This window comes from Klebsiella sp. CN_Kp066 (assembly GCF_040065135.1).
Classification (GTDB): domain Bacteria; phylum Pseudomonadota; class Gammaproteobacteria; order Enterobacterales; family Enterobacteriaceae; genus Klebsiella; species Klebsiella oxytoca.
This window is the reverse complement of the sequence record NZ_JBEAIU010000051.1, coordinates 114595-133159: the sequence shown is the minus strand read 5'-3', so window position 1 is coordinate 133159 and position 18565 is coordinate 114595. Positions and strand designations below refer to the sequence as shown.

At 58.4% G+C, this 18565-nt stretch carries 17 protein-coding genes; 11 read left to right on the top strand and 6 right to left on the bottom strand.

Annotation, left to right across the window (positions count from 1 at the left end; all coding sequences use genetic code 11):
* Positions 1 to 20 precede the first annotated feature (20 nt).
* The 6 genes from ABLV75_RS20285 to deoC form a co-directional block, all read right to left on the bottom strand.
* Entirely contained in the window at positions 21 to 152 is a 132-nt protein-coding gene (locus tag ABLV75_RS20285; protein WP_259655796.1) for a hypothetical protein, read from the bottom strand.
* 400 nt (positions 153 to 552) lie between these two features.
* A complete protein-coding gene (locus ABLV75_RS20280) occupies positions 553 to 2103 on the bottom strand; it encodes a peptide MFS transporter (protein WP_004115211.1) in 1551 nt (516 codons plus the stop codon).
* Between the two features lie 676 nt (positions 2104 to 2779).
* The gene (locus ABLV75_RS20275; protein ID WP_004105407.1) at positions 2780 to 3511 is read right to left on the bottom strand and encodes an arginine ABC transporter substrate-binding protein; all 732 of its coding nucleotides are present in this window, start codon (positions 3509 to 3511) and stop codon (positions 2780 to 2782) included.
* Positions 3512 to 3918: 407 nt separating this feature from the next.
* Positions 3919 to 4692 (bottom strand): DeoR/GlpR family DNA-binding transcription regulator, encoded by a 774-nt coding sequence (locus tag ABLV75_RS20270; protein ID WP_009654966.1) that lies wholly within the window; start codon positions 4690 to 4692, stop codon positions 3919 to 3921.
* Positions 4693 to 4753: 61 nt separating this feature from the next.
* On the bottom strand, positions 4754 to 6259 hold the full coding sequence (locus ABLV75_RS20265) for an FGGY-family carbohydrate kinase (RefSeq protein WP_023321578.1): 1506 nt from the start codon (positions 6257 to 6259) through the stop codon (positions 4754 to 4756).
* Between the two features lie 53 nt (positions 6260 to 6312).
* The gene (gene deoC, locus ABLV75_RS20260; protein WP_032705146.1) at positions 6313 to 7062 is read right to left on the bottom strand and encodes a deoxyribose-phosphate aldolase; all 750 of its coding nucleotides are present in this window, start codon (positions 7060 to 7062) and stop codon (positions 6313 to 6315) included.
* A gap of 54 nt (positions 7063 to 7116) precedes the next feature.
* Between deoC and ABLV75_RS20255 the strand changes: the two genes are divergently transcribed.
* The 11 genes from ABLV75_RS20255 (at position 7117) to ABLV75_RS20205 (ending at position 18556) form a co-directional block, all read left to right on the top strand.
* Positions 7117 to 7398, top strand: a complete 282-nt coding sequence (locus tag ABLV75_RS20255; protein ID WP_162098317.1) for a hypothetical protein — start codon at positions 7117 to 7119, stop codon at positions 7396 to 7398.
* A gap of 27 nt (positions 7399 to 7425) precedes the next feature.
* A complete protein-coding gene (locus tag ABLV75_RS20250; RefSeq protein WP_004105414.1) occupies positions 7426 to 8226 on the top strand; it encodes a DeoR/GlpR family DNA-binding transcription regulator in 801 nt (266 codons plus the stop codon).
* 109 nt (positions 8227 to 8335) lie between these two features.
* Positions 8336 to 9025, top strand: a complete 690-nt coding sequence (alsE, locus tag ABLV75_RS20245) for a D-allulose 6-phosphate 3-epimerase (RefSeq protein WP_004115216.1) — start codon at positions 8336 to 8338, stop codon at positions 9023 to 9025.
* Positions 9026 to 9036: 11 nt separating this feature from the next.
* The gene (locus ABLV75_RS20240; RefSeq protein WP_016809705.1) at positions 9037 to 9978 is read left to right on the top strand and encodes a ribokinase; all 942 of its coding nucleotides are present in this window, start codon (positions 9037 to 9039) and stop codon (positions 9976 to 9978) included.
* Positions 9979 to 10014: 36 nt separating this feature from the next.
* Positions 10015 to 11349: an L-fucose:H+ symporter permease gene (gene fucP, locus ABLV75_RS20235; protein WP_004105419.1), complete on the top strand. Its 1335-nt coding sequence runs from the start codon at positions 10015 to 10017 to the stop codon at positions 11347 to 11349.
* 1 nt (position 11350) lies between these two features.
* The gene (locus ABLV75_RS20230) at positions 11351 to 11740 is read left to right on the top strand and encodes a VOC family protein (RefSeq protein WP_004105420.1); all 390 of its coding nucleotides are present in this window, start codon (positions 11351 to 11353) and stop codon (positions 11738 to 11740) included.
* Positions 11741 to 11989: 249 nt separating this feature from the next.
* Positions 11990 to 13546, top strand: a complete 1557-nt coding sequence (locus tag ABLV75_RS20225; protein ID WP_070585598.1) for a class I adenylate-forming enzyme family protein — start codon at positions 11990 to 11992, stop codon at positions 13544 to 13546.
* The gene (locus ABLV75_RS20220; RefSeq protein ID WP_004105422.1) at positions 13543 to 15144 is read left to right on the top strand and encodes an acyl CoA:acetate/3-ketoacid CoA transferase; all 1602 of its coding nucleotides are present in this window, start codon (positions 13543 to 13545) and stop codon (positions 15142 to 15144) included. Before ABLV75_RS20225 ends, ABLV75_RS20220 begins: the two co-directional genes overlap by 4 nt.
* 2 nt (positions 15145 to 15146) lie before the next feature.
* On the top strand, positions 15147 to 15881 hold the full coding sequence (gene fabG, locus ABLV75_RS20215) for a 3-oxoacyl-ACP reductase FabG (RefSeq protein WP_004105424.1): 735 nt from the start codon (positions 15147 to 15149) through the stop codon (positions 15879 to 15881).
* Between the two features lie 11 nt (positions 15882 to 15892).
* Positions 15893 to 17083, top strand: coding sequence for a thiolase family protein (locus ABLV75_RS20210; protein ID WP_004105426.1), 1191 nt, complete (start codon positions 15893 to 15895; stop codon positions 17081 to 17083).
* Positions 17084 to 17218: 135 nt separating this feature from the next.
* On the top strand, positions 17219 to 18556 hold the full coding sequence (locus ABLV75_RS20205; RefSeq protein WP_004105428.1) for an MFS transporter: 1338 nt from the start codon (positions 17219 to 17221) through the stop codon (positions 18554 to 18556).
* Positions 18557 to 18565: the final 9 nt, after the last annotated feature.

The window sequence follows — 18565 nt, the reverse complement described above, 5'->3', positions numbered from 1 at the left end:
CTTAACGAGCCTTGCCCGGGCTACAGGTTCACCGCCGTCTGTAAGCCGGTAACCCCACAATTCATCGCCGTCTGCGAGCCCCACTCACCGCCGTCTGCTGTTGGGTAGCCCGGACAGATGCGCAGCATCGCCTCCGGGAAATTCTGCCGCACTGCGCCCTGCTCCCGGGGGCGGCGCTTAACGCGCCTTGCCCGGGCTACGGGTTCACCGCCGTCTGTAAGCCGGTAACCCCCACGATTCACCGCCGTCTGCGAGCCCCACTCACCGCCGTCTGCGTGTCTGGTAGCCCGGACAGATGCGCAGCATCGCCTCCAGGAATTCTGCCGCACTGCGCCCTGTTCCCGGGGGCGGCGCTTAACGCGCCTTGCCCGGGCTACAGGTTCACCACCGTCTGCGGACCGGTAACCCCCACCATTCACCGCCGTCTGCGAGCCCCACTCACCGCCGTCTGCAGGTCTGGTAGCCCGGATAAGGCGCTTCGCGCCGCAATCCGGGGTTTGACCAATAAAAAGCCGGCGCAGAGCGCCGGCTTTTTATTTACCGCTTTCGCCGTCAGGCATTCGCCGCCGGTTTTTGCTCGCTGGATTTGGTGTTTTCCAGCATCCGCCGCACCGGAACAATCAGCAGGCACAGCACCGCGGCGCAGATCAGCAGCGCAATGGAGCAGCGTGCGAACAGGTCAGGCAGCATATCCAGCTGATCGGCCTTCACGTGACCGCCAATCAGACCCGCCGCCAGGTTCCCCAGGGCGCTGGCGCAGAACCACAGCCCCATCATCTGGCCGCGCATTCTTTCCGGCGCCAGCAGAGTCATGGTCGCGAGACCAATCGGACTGAGGCACAGCTCGCCCAGCGTCAGCATCAGAATGCTGCCCACCAGCCACATCGGCGAAACGCCCGCGCCGTTGTTGCTCAGGACATTTTGCGCCGCCAGCATCATCAGGCCAAAGCCCGCCGCCGCGCACAAAATACCGATAACAAACTTGGTGATGCTGCTCGGACGTACGTTTTTGCGCGCCAGCGCAGGCCAGGCCCAGCTAAATACCGGCGCCAGCAGAATGATAAACAGGGCGTTAATCGACTGGAACCACACCGCCGGGATCTCGAACGAGCCGATCGTACGGTTGGTATAGTCGTTAGCGAACAGGTTAAACGAGGTCGGTTTCTGCTCAAACGCTGACCAGAAAAAGGCCGCCGAAATCAGCAGGATAAAGCATACCAGCAGGCGGGCGCGCTCTTTACGGCTCAGCCCGGCGAAGACGAACAGGTAGATAAAATAGAGCACCACCGACGCCGCAATCACGTAGACCAGCACGCTGGCCACCGCCACCGGGTTAATCACGATAACGCCCTGGGCAATCAACGCGACAATAACCGCTACGCCTACCGTCAGCGCCAGTAGCCATGCGCCGACGCCGTTTCGTTTCACTACCGGGCTATTCCAGGTGGAATCGAGGCCGACTTCGCTGTCATAGCGTTTCATCGCCGGGACGGCAAAGACGCGGAAGATTATCAGCGCGACCAGCATCCCGATGCCGCCGATGCCAAAGCCCCAGTGCCAGCCGTGGGATTTGATCAGCCAGCCGGAGATCAGCGGGGCGATAAACGAGCCCATGTTGATGCCCATGTAGAACAGCGAGAAGCCGCCATCGCGGCGCGCATCGCCTTTCTTGTACAGCGTACCAACCATCACCGAAATACAGGTTTTGAACAGGCCGGAACCGAGCACGATAAACATCAGGCCGATAAAGAACAGGCTATCGCCCATCACCGCCGACAGCGCGATGGAGAGATGGCCCAGCGCGATCAGTATCGAACCATACCAGACCGCTTTTTGTTGCCCGAGCCAGTTGTCCGCCAGCCAGCCGCCGGGCAGCGCGGCAAGATACATGGTCCCGGCAAAAATCCCGACGATGGCCGAAGCGTTCTCACGCGCCAGCCCCATCCCGCCGTCATAGACGGTGGCCGCCATAAACAGGATCAGTAATGGACGAATGCCGTAAAACGAGAACCGTTCCCACATTTCGGTGAAAAACAGCGAACCGAGCGGGTAAGGATGACCGAAAAAGGTCCGAGATTCATTTTTATTAACAGAGGAATGCATAACTTCTCCCAAAGATGTCCGCAGCGCTTTAGCGCAGCGGAAAGCGTGTTGGCCTTTTATACACAAGGCCAATCATTCACATTTAATGTGACGTTATTTAACCATTTGATAACCTAATAATGGTCCTGTCTAGTCCCTTCCCCCAACTTTTTAGATGAAAAGTCGACAAACGTCTACTTTTACAGATTTAAAGTTGGCGAGAGAGGAAATGTGATTGACATCATAAAACAGAGCATCTTAGATGATATTTTATTTATAAAACAAACAGTTAAATATAATTATTTTTGTAGCTATCCGTGCCGTTCAGCCGACGCTGTTGTCTACCAATAACCTTAATAAATACATGCCTGAGATGCTCAGCGAGGGGAAAGAGCGATAAAAAGCACAATTGTCATTGTGAAAAAAACGTTACCCGCAAGAACGGATAAGCCGCTATCCGCTGCCAGCAAGCGAAGGTGGCGCACCGCCCGTCCCCGCGTGGCGAAGAGAAGAATAAATTCGGCTATAAAGTCGCTATTCCGGGCGCCAGAAAGGCGAAGAAGGGATTACGACGTTTTAAGCGACAGAAAGAGGTTTTACTGGCATATAAAACAAATGCGTCACGAATCGCTCCCGCTCCTGGCGAAGAACGGGCGTGACGCAGAATAGTTAAGACTCCCGGTCGCTATCGGCTGGATTATTTAATCCAGCGATCTTTAATTTCGCTGTATTCAGGGGAAGCCATCACTTTCTCCAGCGCCTGGTTGATCTCCGCCAGCAGCGGATTGCTCTTACGCAGCGCAATGCCCAGCCCTTTGCCGTAATACTCCGGGTCGGTGGCGCGCTCATCCATGATGACGAAATCCGGGTTTTCCTTTAACCAGTTTTTCATCGCCGATACGTCGCCAAACACGCCGTCCAGCCGCCCGTTACGCAGATCGACAAGCGCGTTCAGATAGCTGTCATAGGCCTGCGACGCAATCTCACGATGGCGATCCTGAAGGTAGCGCTGATGGGAAGTGCCGTTCTCCAGACCAAGCTTCTTGCCTTTTAAATCGGCAAAGGTGTGGAAGGTATCTTTGCGCACGACCGCCACCGCCGACAGTTCGTTGAAGTACGGCGTCGAAAAATCCACCTGCTTCTCACGCAGCGGCGTGATATCCATCCCGGCGATCGCCGCATCCATTTTCTTAAAACGCAGTGCCGGAATAAGGCTATCAAAACTCTGATTGGTGAAGCTGCAGGTAGCCTGTAGCTCCTTACATACCGCTCTGGCGATATCAATATCAAAACCCGCCACCTGATTATTGCCGTCGACGAATTCAAACGGCGGATAGGTTGCGCTGGTGCCAAAATGGATCACCCGCTCGGCCGCCAGCGCCGAACCGGTAAATAAACCGAGCGCAAGTGCGAGATAAGCGCCTTTCATAGTCATGCTCCCTGTGATGCCCTCACGATAATTCAGCGTTCTGAAAGATGGTCGGGATTGTTATTTATCGTTGGCGATGAATCATATTCTTCGCCTGAATCATTATCCGCAATGATCGACCGCTCGGCGCGCGGCCGGTGAAAATCAGCGCAGCCGCCCGAACGGGGAGAAAAATCATACATGAAGTGGCGCGGGTTCTGTAGATTACCCCCGGCTTTTCGGAGGAAATTCGTTAATCATATCCGTGGGTTACCGCAGGCATCACAGCAGAATATGCCAGAGAAGAGGCGCTGCCCCCAACCCAGACAGGTCGTTACGCATTTAATAAAGAGAAAAGTTTTACCACAGAGGCAACGCGTAAAATAAAACGTCTTCTCCCGCTAAATTAGCGCCGCCGGAACCGCACGCTAGAGATGCGCCTCTTCATCCAGAGAGATCACCTGAATGCCGGCATTACGATACGCCTGAACGTCATCAGGCAGACGATCCACCACCACGGTATCAATACGATCCGCGGCGGTAAACTGGGCAAGCGAGGTATTATTCAGCTTGCTGTAGTCGCAGACGATAATCACCTGACTGGCGTGTTCAACCATGCCGCGTTTCGTTTCTGCCAGCATGATATCGGCCACGCAGGCGCCGTGTTTCAGCGACAGCGAATTGGCGCCCATAAACGCTTTATCGACGTTCAGGGTATCAAGTATGGAACGTCCGTTGATCGCCACCACGCAGTGGTATCCCTTCTTGACGATCCCACCCAGCAGAATGGTTTGAATAGAGGGGCTGGCTTCCAGCTCGCGGGCGATTTGGTAATCATTGGTGACCACCGTAACGTTCTGTCGGTCGCGAATATTGCGCGCGATATGCAGAGTCGTGGTACCGGTATCCAGCACGATAATGTCGCCATCCTCAACCAGCGCCGCCGCGCGCTGGCCGATCCGCTCTTTCGCGCTGAGGTTAACAATTTCGCGCGCGTCCGACGCCTGTTCAAAGCTCGCCCGCGTCCGAAGAACGGCGCCGCCGTGGGTACGGGTCAGCAGCCCCTCCTCTTCCAGCTGGCGGAGATCGGCACGAATGGTGGCGCCAGATACATTAAAGACGTCACACATCTCAGAAACAGCCACTTTGCGTTTTTCCCTGAGAATACTGAGCAACTTCTCCTGTCTTTCTTCTGCAAACATTCTGCCTCTCTCTTATTTACGGCACGTTACGCGCGATGCGGCGCTGGCTTACCTTTGCGTATCAGTCGGGTCCCACGCTGAGCGCATCCAGCCTGTCGTATAAGGCGGCGGATTGCCGGTACAGCGTATCAAAAAGCTCGCTGCAGGCGTGGTAATAATCCCGCAGACGGGGATCTGGCGAAATCAGTTTGTCGAACTGCACCGTCTGCTTCACGCCGCTGGCAAAATCGGCGTACAGCCCCGCGCCAACCCCGGCGATAATACCGCATCCGGTGACGCCATTCTCCTGATTGCGCGTAGATAATATCGGAAGATTGTACGCCGCGGCTTTGATTTCAAGCCACAGCGGGCTGCGCGCGCCGCCGCCGGAAGCGATCATTTGTTGCGGATATTGCCCGCACGCCTGCAGCTGGCGAAGATTGCGCCAGGACGCAAAGGCCACCCCTTCCAGGACCGCGCGGAATAAATGACCGCGGCGATGCTTACGCTGCAGGCCGAAAAACTGCGCCCGCGAGTTCGTGTGTTCGGCCAGGCGTTCTCCGGTCAGATAGGGAAGAAAGAGCAGCCCTTCCGCGCCCGCCGGCACCGCTGCCGCTTCCTGCAAAAGCTGCGGATGCGTAATCTGGTTATCGGCCAGCGCCAGCCGCGCCCAGCGGACGGCATCGCCGCCGGCGTCGAGAATCGTAAATCCGCCCCAGGCCGCGTTAGCCAGATGAAGGTTATTGACCAACGGATGGCGCAACGGCCGCGGCGATACCACCGTAATCAGCGTCGACGTGCCGGTAGAGTCGGACGCCATCCCCGGTTCATACACTCCCGAACCCAGTAAAGAGGCCGCCATATCCGACGTACCGGCAACCACCGGGATACCCGCCGGCAGGCCCGTCAGGCCGGCTGCGCGTGGGGTCACCTGGCCGATTATGTCGCTGGAAAGTTTAAGATCCGGTAGCTGATCGACCCGCAGACCAAACGTTTCGCAGGCTTGCGAAGACCAGGCGCGGGTTTCGCTGTCCATCAGGAAATAGCAGGACGCCTCGCTATAGTCGGTCGCCAGGGCGCCGGTCAGCATGAAATTAATATAGTCCTTCGGCATTAACACTTTGGCGAGCTGCGGCCAGCGCTCCGGATGATGTTCACGCCACCAGGCTAATTTAAAAGCGGGCCACGCCGCCGCGGGTGGATTATTTAAATGCGCCAGCCACTTCTCCCGCCCTTCGCGCGCGCTAAAGGCATCCACCTGCGGCTGGCTACGCTTATCATTCCACAGCAGCGCCCTGTCCTCCACCAGCTCGCCGCGATCGTCCAGTAGAACGGTACCGTGCATTTGCCCGCAGGCGCCAATAACCGCAATCTGCGCAGCCGTTTCAGGATAGCGGTAAAGCACCTCGCGTATGCAGTCGCAGGCGGCCTGCCACCATAGAGAAGGGGCCTGTTCTGACCAGCCCGCACGCGGCGTGGTTTGCTCATACTCTCTTTGCGCAAAGCCGATCATCGCGCCGTCAATGCGCAAAATAGCGGCGCGGGTGCTGCCAGTGCCAACATCAATCGTGAGTATTTTATCTTTCATCACTGACTCCGGTGACGTCTTAAAGCGGGCCATCAGGCCCGCGGTCTCTCAGTTTAATCGGCGTTCAGCTCGGGAAAACGTTCCGGATGCTGCTCCAGTTCAGCCAGCACCTTTGTTACTGCGCCATGGCTCATGCCAAAGCGGCGGACGCCAAGCTGGTAGAGCGCGCGCACCGTGGCCAGATCGCGAATGCCTCCGGCCCCTTTGATATCGATTCGGCCTTTAAGCTGGTCGGCAATGATGCTGACTTTTTCCACCGTGGCGCCGGTGGGCGCCCAGCCGGTAGAGGTTTTGACCCACTTCATCCCCACCTCTACGGCGATATCGCACACGCGGCGAATCTGCTCCTCATTGAGATAGTGCGTTTCGAGGATCACTTTAGCCGGTACCGGGGCGGCGGCTTCCACCACGCGGCGCAAATCTTCGCGCACATAGTCATAATCGCCGGATAACACTTTGCCGATATTCACCACCATATCCACTTCGCGGGCGCCGTCGGCAATCAGCTGGCGCACCTCCTGAACCTTGGTGTCGGTGGCATGCCCGCCGCCGGGAAAACCGACCGGCCCGCCAATCATCACCTCTCCCGTGCCCTGCTGCGGCAGCAACGTACTGAGAAAACGCGTCCAGCAGGGCAGAACGTGGACGGAAATAATGTTGTATCGGGCAGCCAGCTCGGCGCAGGCGCGAACGTCCGCTTCGGTACTGGTGGCCTGGACTGCGCTCAGGTCAACTAAACGTGCAAAACGACGGGTTGTTTCATTCATGGTCTTATCCTGCTCTTTGTTTTTAATTGCTTTCATTTAATGCTGTTATTCGGCTTGAATCCATTTAAAAACGCATCAAATGAAAATAACGTGATCGATTTAGCATTTTTTTATTTTCATTTGTTTTTAATTAGCAGGCAAGAAATGAACAGTGCCCTGGCAGAGCGGGCGCAAACGGTCATAAACGGGCGCAAAGGCAATATTGCATTTATTTTTGTTTGTTTTTGTTTATGCCTGAATAGCGGGCGAGATAGCAAAAACGCTGGCGGCAGTGCAGCCGAAATGCGTGCGCTATCACACTGTCCGGCAGCGAAAAGCTCGCCTTCGCCGGACATTCCCGAGGTCTCAACGCCCTGCGCAAGGGAAAGGTAATCTGATTATGTACTTCAGGAGAGAGCTATGTTGCCGCTGGAACGTCATCGTTTGATTGTTGAACTGCTGGGCCAACGCGGCGTGATGCGGGTAAATGAGATTGCGCAAGCGACTCGGGTCTCAAGGGAAACGATTCGCCGCGATCTGAGCGAGCTGGAACGGAAAGGGATCTTAAATCGGAGCCACGGCGGAGCGCTGGCGGCGGAAAACCCGCTGCCGACGACCCGAGCGGCAGCGTCCGCCCTGCCGGTCGAAGATAGCCAGGGAAGCTTTCAGCAAAGAACGCTGCTGCACAGCGAAGGCAAAATGCGCGTTGCCCGTAAAGCGCTGCAGTTTCTCCAGCCGGGAAAGACCATCGTCCTGGACGGCAGCAGCACCAGCTGGTTTTTGGCCCGGCAGATGCCGGAGATGGCGTTAACGGTTATTACGCCCTCCATCCGCATCTTACAAACCCTGATGAGCCGACGCTCGTTGCATCTCGTGGGGCTGGGGGGCGACTTCTCCCCGACCGAAGAGTCGTTCTTCGGTGAAACTGCCTCACGAACGCTGCGCGAGTATGCCATCGATACGCTCTTTTTCTCCTGCCAGGGTCTGGAGCGCGATAGCGGCTTATATGCGGGTACGGAAGCCCACGCAGCCCTGCTGAAACAGATGATGCTGGCGGCCCGTCAGACCGTGGCATTGGTCGACGGCAGCAAGCTGGGGCGAACAGGCGTCGCGCGCATCGGCGGATTGGGCGAGCTGGACTGTCTGGTGACCGAAAAGTTTGTCGATCCGCTGCTGGAAAAAGAGATGACCTGGCATAACGTCGGCCTACAAATCGCCTGAGTACGCCGTCATGACGTGACGGTTAATACGCGCAATGTCGAAACGCTGCTTCCCGCGGCAGGGCCAGACTTTGCCTGAAATCAGCCACTACCGGAATAAATGAGGCCTTATGCGTTATTACCTTTCTCCCTCGCTCATGTGTATGGACATGATGAAGCTGACGGAACAGCTGCACTTTTTAAACGGCAAAGCCGACAGGCTGCATGTCGACATAATGGACGGCCACTATGTCAAAAATCTGGCGCTATCGGCCAGCTTTGTGGCGCAAATTCGTCCCTACACATCGCTTCCCATCGATGTCCACCTGATGGTCGAAGAGCCCGCCTCGTTTATCCCGTCGCTGATAGAAGCCGGCGCTGACGCTATTTCACTGCATCCGGAAACCATCTGCCGCGAAGCCTTCCGGCTCATCAATATGCTTCGCCAGGCGGGGAAAGAGGTGGGCGTGGTGCTCAATCCCGCCACGCCGGTTGAGAGCATCCAGCACTATCTGCATCTGCTCGATAAGGTGACGGTGATGACCGTCGATCCAGGCTATGCCGGTCAGCCTTTTATTCCCGAAATGCTCGCCAAAATCGCGCAGCTTCATCAGCTAAAAGAGAGCGGCAACCTCAGCTTCTTGCTGGAAGTCGACGGCTCATGCAATCGCAACACCTACCGCGAGCTGCTGGGAGCCGGAGCGCAGATATTGGTCATGGGCAGCAGCGGTTTATTCCGCCCGGATATGCCGCTTGAGCAGGCCTGGGAAAAAATGTCCCGCGATCTGTCCGCCGCGCTGCACTCCCCCGAGCTCGTATAAAGGAGCGAATGATGTCAGGAAAAGTCTGTGTTTTTGGTTCATTCAATTTCGACATGGTTGCCAGGGTGGAGCGCTTTCCGGTACCGGGCGAGTCGTTAGTGGCCTGCGGGAGTATGACCAGCGCCGGGGGGAAAGGGGCGAACCAGGCCACCGCCGCGCTAAAAGCGGGGGCGAATGTCCACTATATCGGCAAGATTGGCAATGATACCTTCGGCCATTTTGCCCGCCGTCATCTGAAAGGCGTGGGCTTCAATGCCGTGACGCTGCTGGTCGCCGAAGACGTCCCCACCGGCAACGCGCTGATTTATGTGGCCGGCAATGATGCCGAAAACATGATTGCCGTCGACCCCGGCGCGAATATGACGGTGACTGATGATGAAATCGCCGGCTGCATTCCCGCTATCGGCTGCGCGGATGTGGTGCTGGTTCAGCTGGAGAACAATCTTTCCGCCATTGAGCAGGTCGTTGACGCCGGCAAAGAGGCCGGGGCCTTCGTGGTGCTCAATCCTGCGCCCTGGCAGCCCGTTGAGCACGCCTTTCTAAGCAAAGTGGATCTGCTCACGCCGAACGCCACGGAGGCCGGGTTAATGACCGGGCGCCGGGTTGACTCTCTGGCGGCCGCGGCCGAGGCCGCCGATGCGCTGCATGCTCAAGGCGCGCGCAACGTCATTATCACCCTCGGCGCAAAGGGCGCCCTGCTGAGCGAGCAGGGCGTGAAATCCCCTATTCCGTGCTTTCCTTCTCATCCCCGCGATACCACCGGCGCGGGCGATGCCTTCAACGGCGCGCTGGCGGCGCGACTGGCCTGCGGCGAGCCGCTGCATGCCGCAGCCCGATTTGCGGCGGCCTACGCCGCCGTCAGCGTCGAAAAGCAGGGCGCATCATCTTTACCTGAGTACCAGGAGGCACGAGAACGGCTTTTGCGTGCCGCCTCTGATTATGAAATGGCATAAACCCTACTGTATAAAAACCATTAAGAGGATAGCTCAATGAGTACGCTAATCACGGATAAGGTCGATAAAGCGGCGGTCCACAATGAAAAACTGGACACCAGCGCGTATTTACCGCATACCCCCTGGCTGCAATTTTTACTGGTCTGTTGCCTGTTTGCGCTATGGGGGATGGCGGGCAACCTGAATGATATTTTGATCGCCCAGTTTAAAAAGGGCTTCGATTTAACGGATACCCAGACGGCGCTGGTGCAGTCGATTTTTTTCCTCGGCTACTTTTTTGTCGCCCTGCCTGCGGCGGCGCTGATAAAGCGTTATTCCTATAAAGCGGCGATCATTATTGGGCTGTGCCTGTACGCCCTCGGCTGCTTCCTGTTCGTTCCGGCCGCGCAGATCATGACCTACGGCGCGTTCCTCGCCTGCCTGGGGGTGATCGCCTGCGGACTCTCTTTTCTGGAAACATCGGCAAACACCTATTCAAGCCTGCTGGGCCCGATTCAATCGTCCACCCAGCGCATTAACTTTTCGCAGATCTTCAACTCGCTGGGCGTGATTTCCGGCGTGCTGATTGGCCAGGTGATGGTGTTTGGCGAGAACGATCCGAGCCATGAACAGCTGCTGGCGATGCCCGCCGCCGCCGCGGACGCTGCGCGCCATCAAATGGTCGGCCAGGTGGTCGGACCCTATCTGATTATCGGCTCCGTGCTGGTGGTGCTGGCGCTGGTGTTCGTGTTTATTAAATTCCCGTCGTGCAAGGGCACGCCCTCTCAGCAGCAGCAACTCCCGACGGAAAGCATGGGACCTACGCTGAAACGCCTGTTTGCTATCCCGCGCTTTCGCCTCGGGATCCTGTCGCAGTTTTTGTACGTCGGCGCCCAGGTTGGCGTATGGAGCTTCACGATTCGCTTTGTGCAGCTCGTGCAGCAGGGCACCAGCGAGCACTCCGCGACCTACTGGCTGCTGGCTTCTCTGGTGATTTACGCGGTGGGTAAAACCGTGGCCACCTGGTTGATGAACCGCCTGAACCCGGCGCTGCTGCTCGGTAGCTTTGCCCTGGCCGCCACTGTCCTTTTATTGGTTGCCGTATTCAGCAGTTCAATGCTGGCGGTCTATGCGCTCATTCTGGTCAGCTTCTGTATGGCGCCATGCTGGCCGACGAACTTTGGTCTGGTCATCAAAGGGATGGGGAAAGATACCCAGACCGCAGGCTCGATCGTGGTGATGTCGATTATCGGCGGGGCCGTTATTCCGCTGGTGATGGGCATTATCTCGGATATGAACGGCGGCAATATGCAAATCGCCTTTATCGCTCCGCTCCTGTGCTTTGTGTATGTCGCTTTCTACGGTTTCTGGTGCGTGCGTAAGGGGGTATAACATGCGCGAACTTATCAACACGATTGCTCATATTGGCTATCAGGTCAGTGACTTAACGCGTTCGCTTGCCTTCTATGAACCGCTGGGCTTTCAGCGCCAGCAGCGGTTTAGCAAGCCGTCGCCGCAGGGCACTATTGAAGTCGCGTTCCTGGAAATGGCGGGCGCCGTCCTCGAGCTGTATCAGCTTCCCGCAGGAACGCCCTTTGACGCTCCTCGCTGCGGTATCGATCATCTGGCGCTGGAAGTCCGCGACCTGGATGCGGTGCAGCAGCGGCTGGCGGCGCTCGGTTATCCGCTCGATGAAGGGCCGATAGAAGAAGACAACGTGCGCTTCCTGCTTATTCGCGGCCCCGATGGCGAACGGCTCGAGTTCGATGCCTTTAAGCGCTAAGCGGCCGGCCTGATCCCCTTCTCCCTTTTAGGCCCGGTTAATACGGGTCTAAAAGCGGGCTTCCTCAGGCTTTACAAAAGCCTGCCTGATTCCAGATTTTCTCCCCCCCACCCGGCCTCTCCTGCCTATTGTGCAATGTTACAAAATTGCTTCTGTTTTGTTGATTTTCTATTGTGAGCCATTCGGCAATTTCCTCTCCTGAATTTCCCCAGACTACTTCCAGTCAATACGCAATATCAGGAGAGACAAATGAGCAGCACCTCCGCCGACTTCCAGAATCTGTACCAGGCCCTGAGCCACAGCGCCGCCCGTAGCCCGGATGCCCTGGCGCTGGCGTTTGAGGATCGGCGCTATCTGTACCGCGATTTTCACCTGCGGGTACAGCGAGCGATGGCGCAGCTTGACCAGGTCTGGTCGCTGCGCAAAGGCGACCGAATCCTGCTGGCCTGGGGGAATCATCCCGCTTTTTGCGAAGTCCTTTTTGCCGCGCTTGGTCTGGGCATCGAAGTGGTGCCTTTCAGCACTAAGCTTAAGCAGGCCGAGAGCGAGGAGCTGGTGGGCCATATCGCCCCGCGGGTCGTGCTGTTCGATGCGACCGTACAGGACTGGCTGAAACACACCCCCGACGCGCGCGCGGTTTCACTCAGCGAATGGCAGGCGCTCTCACTTCCCGAACCGCTGACCCGCCAGCCGGTCCCGATTAACCGCGACGATACGGCGGTGATGATGTTCACCTCCGGTACCACCGGAGAACCGAAAGGGGCGATTATCACGCACAATAACCTGCTCTGCGCGATTGACGCCTATACGCAAAAACTGAATCTCACCGCCGCGGATAGCACCATTCTGGCGGTACCTATCTATCACATCACCGGCCTGTCGGCGCTGCTGGCGCTGTTTATTAGCCTCGGCGCGAGCATCTGGCTTCAGCACCGGTTCAACGCCCCGCAGGTGATCAACACCCTGCGCGAGAAGAACATTACCTTTCTGCACGGCTCGCCAACCATTTTTATCCTGCTGTGCCAGGCCGCGCGCGAGCAGAGCGCCAGCCATCCGGGCGATTTTCCCGCGCTACGCACGATTGCCTGCGGCGCGGGCCACCTGAGCGACGGACTGATCAACGAGTTAAAAACCCTGTTTCCGCATACGGCGATTCAGCCGATCTACGGTCTCACCGAAACGACCTCGCCCGCGACGATTTTTCCGGGCGACGTCTGGGGCAGCGATAAATGCGGCAGTTCGGGCCAGGCGATCCCCGGCCTCGCCATTACGATCCGCAACGATCGCCAGCAGCCCCTCCCCGCCGGGCAAATCGGGCATATCTGGCTAAAAGGCGATGTGGTGATCCGCGAGTACTGGCAGCACAGCGAACGACGCCCGAGCTGCGATGCGCAGGGCTGGTTTTGTACCGGCGATCTGGGCTATCTCGACGACGAAGGCTGGCTGTACATCAAAGACCGCAGCAAGGACATGATCAATCGCGGCGGAGAGAAGATCTACTCGCTGGAGCTGGAGAACATCCTCTCTACCTATCGGGGAGTGCGGGAAGTTGCCGTGATCCCGACCCCCAGCCCGGTCTATGGCGAAGAGCCGGTGGCGTTTATCGTGCCGGACGGCCAGCACCACCTGACCAGCGAAGAGATCCTCGGCTGGCTAAAGATCAAAATCGCCCGCTTTAAGCTGCCGGCGCGCATTATTTTCACCCGCGTTTTACCGCGTACCCATAACGGAAAAGTGAGCAAACAGCAGCTCAAAACGCGCCTCGCGGAATCCATCATCACGCTATCAACGGAGGATAAAAAGTGAGCAGCAAATTTATCGACGCCCATCAAGCGGCGCAGTGGGTCGCCAGCGGCGACACCGTCTGCACCGTCGGGATGACGCTTATCGGCGCGGCGGAGTCCATTTTAAGCGCTATCGAAGCGCGCTTTCTGACCGCGGGCGAACCGCGCGACCTGACGCTGCTGCATGCCGCTGGGCAAAGCGATCGCCAGCGCGGCATCCAGCACTTCGCCCATCCGGGTATGGTGACGCGGCTTATCGGCTCGCACTGGGGCCTGGCGCCGCGCTGGATGGCGATGATCAACAACAACGAAGTGGAAGCCTGGTGCCTGCCGCAGGGGCAGATCGTCCATCTCTATAGCGCGATGGCCGCCGGGCTTACCGGGCGGCTTTCCCCCGTCGGGCTCGGTACCTTTGTCGATCCGCGCATGGAAGGCGGGCGGATGAACGCCCGCACCCGCGAACGGTCCGATCTGATCGAGCACGTGACGTTTCGCGGCGACGAATATCTGTTCTACCCGGCCATTCCGCTGGACGTGGTTATTGTGCGCGGCACCCATGCTGATGAAGAGGGCAACCTCACGACCGATGAAGAGGTGATGAAGCTGGAAGTTCTGCACGCGGTTCTCGCCGCCAGACGCTATGGGGCGAAGGTGCTGGCGCAGGTGAAATATCGCGTGGCGAAAGGCTCGCTGCATCCGAAAAGCATCACCGTTCCCGGCAACCTGATCGACGCCATTGTGGTGTGCGAAGAGCCGCAAGCGGATCATCGCCAGACCTCCAGCTGGGACTTCGATCCGGCGCTGTGCGGCGATATCCAGCTACCCGCCGCGCAGAACGCGCCGCTGCCGCTCGACCTGCGCAAGCTTATCGGACGAATTGCCTGCCGCTACCTGACGCCAGGCTGCGTCATCAATCTCGGCACCGGCATTCCCAATGATGTTATTGGCGCCATCATTCACGAAGAACGGCTCGGCGAGCAGGTCACCATCACCGTGGAATCAGGGATCTACGGCGGGCAGCAGGCGGGCGGCGTTGATTTCGGCATTGGTCGTAACCTGAGCGCGATGATAAGCCACCAGGATCAAATGCTTTATTACAACGGCGCGGGGGTCGATATCACCTTTATGGGCGCCGGCGAGATGGACCCGCACGGCCACGTCAACGCCACGCGGCTCGGCGCATCCTGCCCCGGCGCGGGCGGTTTTATCGATATCACCCAGAATGCCCGCCACGTCGTGTTCTGCTCCTCTTTTACCGCCAAAGGGCTGGAGATCGCCTGTGAACAAGGGGCCCTGCATATCCGGCACGAAGGCGAGGTACGTAAATTCGTCGCCGGGGTTAATCAGATTTCTTACAACGGCGAGCTGGCCCGCGCCAAAGGACAAACTATGCATTACGTCACTGAGCGGGCAGTTTTCGAACTACGCCCGGAGGGGCCGGTGCTGACGGAAATCGCCCCCGGTATCGATCTTGAGCGCGACATCCTGGCGCATATGGATTTTCGTCCGGCGATCGCCGCGGATCTTCAGGTTATGGACAGTCGCTTGTTCACCCCGCAGCCCTGCGGCCTCGCGGAACATCTGTCCCGGAATTCATCCTCTGACTCACAAGGAAATTAGCTATGAAACTTGCCAGTAAAACCGCCATTGTTACCGGCGCCGCGCGCGGTATCGGCTTTGGCATTGCTCAGGTGCTTGCGCGGGAAGGCGCGCGAGTGATCATCGCCGATCGCGACGCGCACGGCGAAGCCGCCGCCGCGTCCCTGCGCGAATCGGGCGCACAGGCGCTGTTTATCAGCTGCAATATCGGTGAAAAAGCGCAGGTCGAAGCGCTGTTTTCCCAGGCCGAAGAGGCGTTTGGCCCGGTGGATATTGTGGTGAATAACGCCGGAATCAACCGCGACGCCATGCTGCACAAACTCTCCGAAGCGGACTGGGACACGGTGATCGATGTCAATCTGAAGGGCACTTTTCTCTGTATGCAGCAGGCCGCCGTCCGCATGCGCGAGCGCGGCGCGGGCCGCATTATCAATATCGCTTCCGCCAGCTGGCTTGGCAACGTCGGACAAACCAACTATTCGGCGTCAAAAGCCGGCGTGGTGGGAATGACCAAAACCGCCTGCCGCGAACTGGCGAAAAAAGGCGTCACGGTTAACGCCATCTGCCCGGGCTTTATCGATACCGATATGACGCGCGGCGTCCCGGAAAACGTCTGGCAAATCATGATCAACAAAATCCCTGCGGGCTACGCCGGGGAGGCGAAAGACGTTGGCGAGTGCGTGGCGTTTCTGGCGTCTGACGGCGCGCGCTATATCAACGGTGAAGTGATTAACGTCGGCGGCGGCATGGTGCTGTAAGGAGAAAAACGATGACACAGGCTAATGATATTGTGGTTGTCAGCGGCGTCCGTACCGCTATTGGCACGTTTAACGGCAGTCTTAAGCATACCCACCAGCATGACCTCGGAGCAGCGGTCATTCGCGAAGCGATCGCCCGCGCCGGACTTGCGCCGCAGGATATCGACGAAACGATCGTCGGCAACGTCGGGCAAATCGCCGAAAGCGGTTTTATCGCCCGCATCTGCCAGCTGCGGGCGGGGATCCCGCAGGAGAGCACCGCGTATTCGGTTAACCGCCAGTGCGGCTCCGGACTTCAGGCCCTGGCGGACGGCATGATGCAGCTGCAAAGCGGCCAGGCCGAGGTGGTCGTCGCCTGCGGAACAGAAAATATGACCCAGCTGCCCTACTACCTGCGCAAAGCGCGCGATGGCTATCGCATGGGCCACGGCGAGCTGGAAGATGGACTGATCTCCATCCTCACCTGGCCGGAAGGGCCTTATCACAACGGCATCACGGCGGAAAACGTTGCGCAACGCTTCGGTATTACCCGTGAAGCGATGGACGATTTCGCCTGGTCGAGCCAGCAGAAGGCGCTGAAGGCGATCGCTGAGGATCGCTTCCGCGAGCAGATTCTGGCCCTTGAGGTGCCGGACGGCAAAAAAGCGACCCGCCTGTTCGCGACCGATGAACACCCGCGCGACACCCCGCGCGAAAAGCTCGCCGCGCTGCGTCCGGCATTTAAAGCCGACGGCGTGGTGACGGCGGCCAACTCCTCCGGCATTAACGACGGCGCGGCCGCGCTGGTGATGATGACCCGCCAGCAGGCGGAACAGCGCGGCTTAACTCCGCGCATGCGCATTCGCGGCTGGGCGGTCGCCGGCTGCGGCGCGGAGATTATGGGGTTTGGCCCCTCTCCCGCGACCCGACGCCTGATGGATCGTCTCAATATGGATGTTCACGCCATCGATTTAATTGAACTCAATGAGGCCTTCGCCGCCCAGGCGCTGGCGGTGATGAACGATCTGCGTCTCGATCCAGCCCGCGTTAACGTCAACGGCGGCGCGATCGCCCTCGGCCACCCGGTGGGCGCCAGCGGTGCGATCCTGCCGGTCAAACTGATGTATGAAATGGCGCGCAGCGGCGCGCGCACCGGTCTGGTCACCATGTGCATCGGCGGCGGCCAGGGGATTTCTATGCTGTTCGAGCGCGAAGGCGCTTAGGAAAAGACGGCCCGAAGTGGGGCTTCGGGCCGGGCGTCGTTCGGGTCAGCACCCGGCGACAACCTGTGAGCTGACGAACGGGATCGTCTCGATCCCGGCAAGGCTTCTGACCACGAATACGGGGAAATAATAACCATGTCCGCAATAAATGAAAAGGCGGTAAACGGGACGCCGCTACAGCGCACCCATAAAAAGATCTACCGCCATTTGATGCCGCTGCTTATCGTGGCGTACATCATCAGCTTTATTGATCGCACCAATATTGGCATGGCGAAAGCGACCATGTCGGTGGATATCGGCCTTTCCGCAACCGCATTCGGCCTCGGGGCCGGGTTGTTTTTTCTCACCTACGCGGTGCTGGAGATCCCCAGCAACCTGTTTTTAACCCGGATTGGCGCGCGGCGCTGGATCGCCCGCATCATGATCACCTGGGGGATCATCTCCTGCGGTATGGCGTTTGTCACCGGGCCTACGTCCTTTTATGTGATGCGCCTTTTGCTCGGCGCCGCCGAAGCGGGGCTCTATCCGGGCATTATTTACTACCTGACCCTCTGGTTTGGCCGCGAAGAGCGCGCTAAAGCCACCGGTCTGTTCCTGCTGGGGGTCTGCCTGGCCAACATTATCGGCGCGCCGCTGGGCGGTTTGTTATTAAGCCTTGATGGAATGTCCGGCTGGCACGGCTGGCAGTGGATGTTCTTTATCGAAGGGCTGCCCGCGATAGCGCTGGCTTTCGTCGTCTGGCGCAGACTGCCGGATAAACCGGCCGACGCCCGCTGGCTGGACAGCGACGACGTGCAGGCTATCAACGCGGTACTGGAGAAAGAAGCCGAGGAGACGCGCCATACGCCAAGCCGATTTTCCCTGAAAACCGCGCTCACCACCCGGGTGTTTTTGTTACTGGTGCTGATTTACTTTACCCATCAGTTTTCGGTTTACGGCCTGAGTTATTTCCTGCCGGGGATCATCGGTAGCTGGGGCCAGCTTACTCCGCTGCAGATCGGTCTGCTGACCGCCATCCCGTGGATCGCAGCCGCCGCTGGCGGGATCCTGCTGCCGCGTTTCGCCCGGACGGAACAGCGTTCGCGCAGCATGCTGATGGCCGGATATCTGGTCATGGCGACCGGCATGGCGATTGGCGCGATTGCCGGCCACGGCGTGGCGCTGCTTGGCTTCTCGCTGGCCGCCTTCATGTTCTTCGCCATGCAATCCATCATTTTTAACTGGCTCCCCTCGATCATGAGCGGGCATATGCTGGCGGGCAGCTTCGGCCTGCTTAACTGTCTCGGGCTGTGCGGGGGCTTTCTCGGGCCGTTTATTCTCGGCGCGTTTGAGGATCGCACCGGCGCGGCAACGTCCGGCTTATGGTTCGCCGTCGCGCTACTGATCATCGGCGCGCTGGTGTCTCTGTTCATCAAAAGTTCGTCATCCCCTGGCAGAGCATCGGCAAAACAAGCCGGCGGCGAAAAAGCGTAATCAGGAGGT

Excerpts from the sequence above, each read along its gene's own strand:
- ABLV75_RS20280 (WP_004115211.1), bottom strand. The coding sequence starts at position 2,103 with ATGCATTCCTCTGTTAATAAAAATGAATCTCGGACCTTTTTCGGTCAT.
- ABLV75_RS20275 (WP_004105407.1), bottom strand. The coding sequence starts at position 3,511 with ATGAAAGGCGCTTATCTCGCACTTGCGCTCGGTTTATTTACCGGTTCG.
- ABLV75_RS20270 (WP_009654966.1), bottom strand. The coding sequence starts at position 4,692 with ATGTTTGCAGAAGAAAGACAGGAGAAGTTGCTCAGTATTCTCAGGGAA.
- ABLV75_RS20265 (WP_023321578.1), bottom strand. The coding sequence starts at position 6,259 with ATGAAAGATAAAATACTCACGATTGATGTTGGCACTGGCAGCACCCGC.
- deoC (WP_032705146.1), bottom strand. The coding sequence starts at position 7,062 with ATGAAAGCAATTAAAAACAAAGAGCAGGATAAGACCATGAATGAAACA.
- ABLV75_RS20250 (WP_004105414.1), top strand. The coding sequence starts at position 7,426 with ATGTTGCCGCTGGAACGTCATCGTTTGATTGTTGAACTGCTGGGCCAA.
- alsE (WP_004115216.1), top strand. The coding sequence starts at position 8,336 with ATGCGTTATTACCTTTCTCCCTCGCTCATGTGTATGGACATGATGAAG.
- ABLV75_RS20240 (WP_016809705.1), top strand. The coding sequence starts at position 9,037 with ATGTCAGGAAAAGTCTGTGTTTTTGGTTCATTCAATTTCGACATGGTT.
- fucP (WP_004105419.1), top strand. The coding sequence starts at position 10,015 with ATGAGTACGCTAATCACGGATAAGGTCGATAAAGCGGCGGTCCACAAT.
- ABLV75_RS20230 (WP_004105420.1), top strand. The coding sequence starts at position 11,351 with ATGCGCGAACTTATCAACACGATTGCTCATATTGGCTATCAGGTCAGT.
- ABLV75_RS20225 (WP_070585598.1), top strand. The coding sequence starts at position 11,990 with ATGAGCAGCACCTCCGCCGACTTCCAGAATCTGTACCAGGCCCTGAGC.
- fabG (WP_004105424.1), top strand. The coding sequence starts at position 15,147 with ATGAAACTTGCCAGTAAAACCGCCATTGTTACCGGCGCCGCGCGCGGT.
- ABLV75_RS20210 (WP_004105426.1), top strand. The coding sequence starts at position 15,893 with ATGACACAGGCTAATGATATTGTGGTTGTCAGCGGCGTCCGTACCGCT.
- ABLV75_RS20205 (WP_004105428.1), top strand. The coding sequence starts at position 17,219 with ATGTCCGCAATAAATGAAAAGGCGGTAAACGGGACGCCGCTACAGCGC.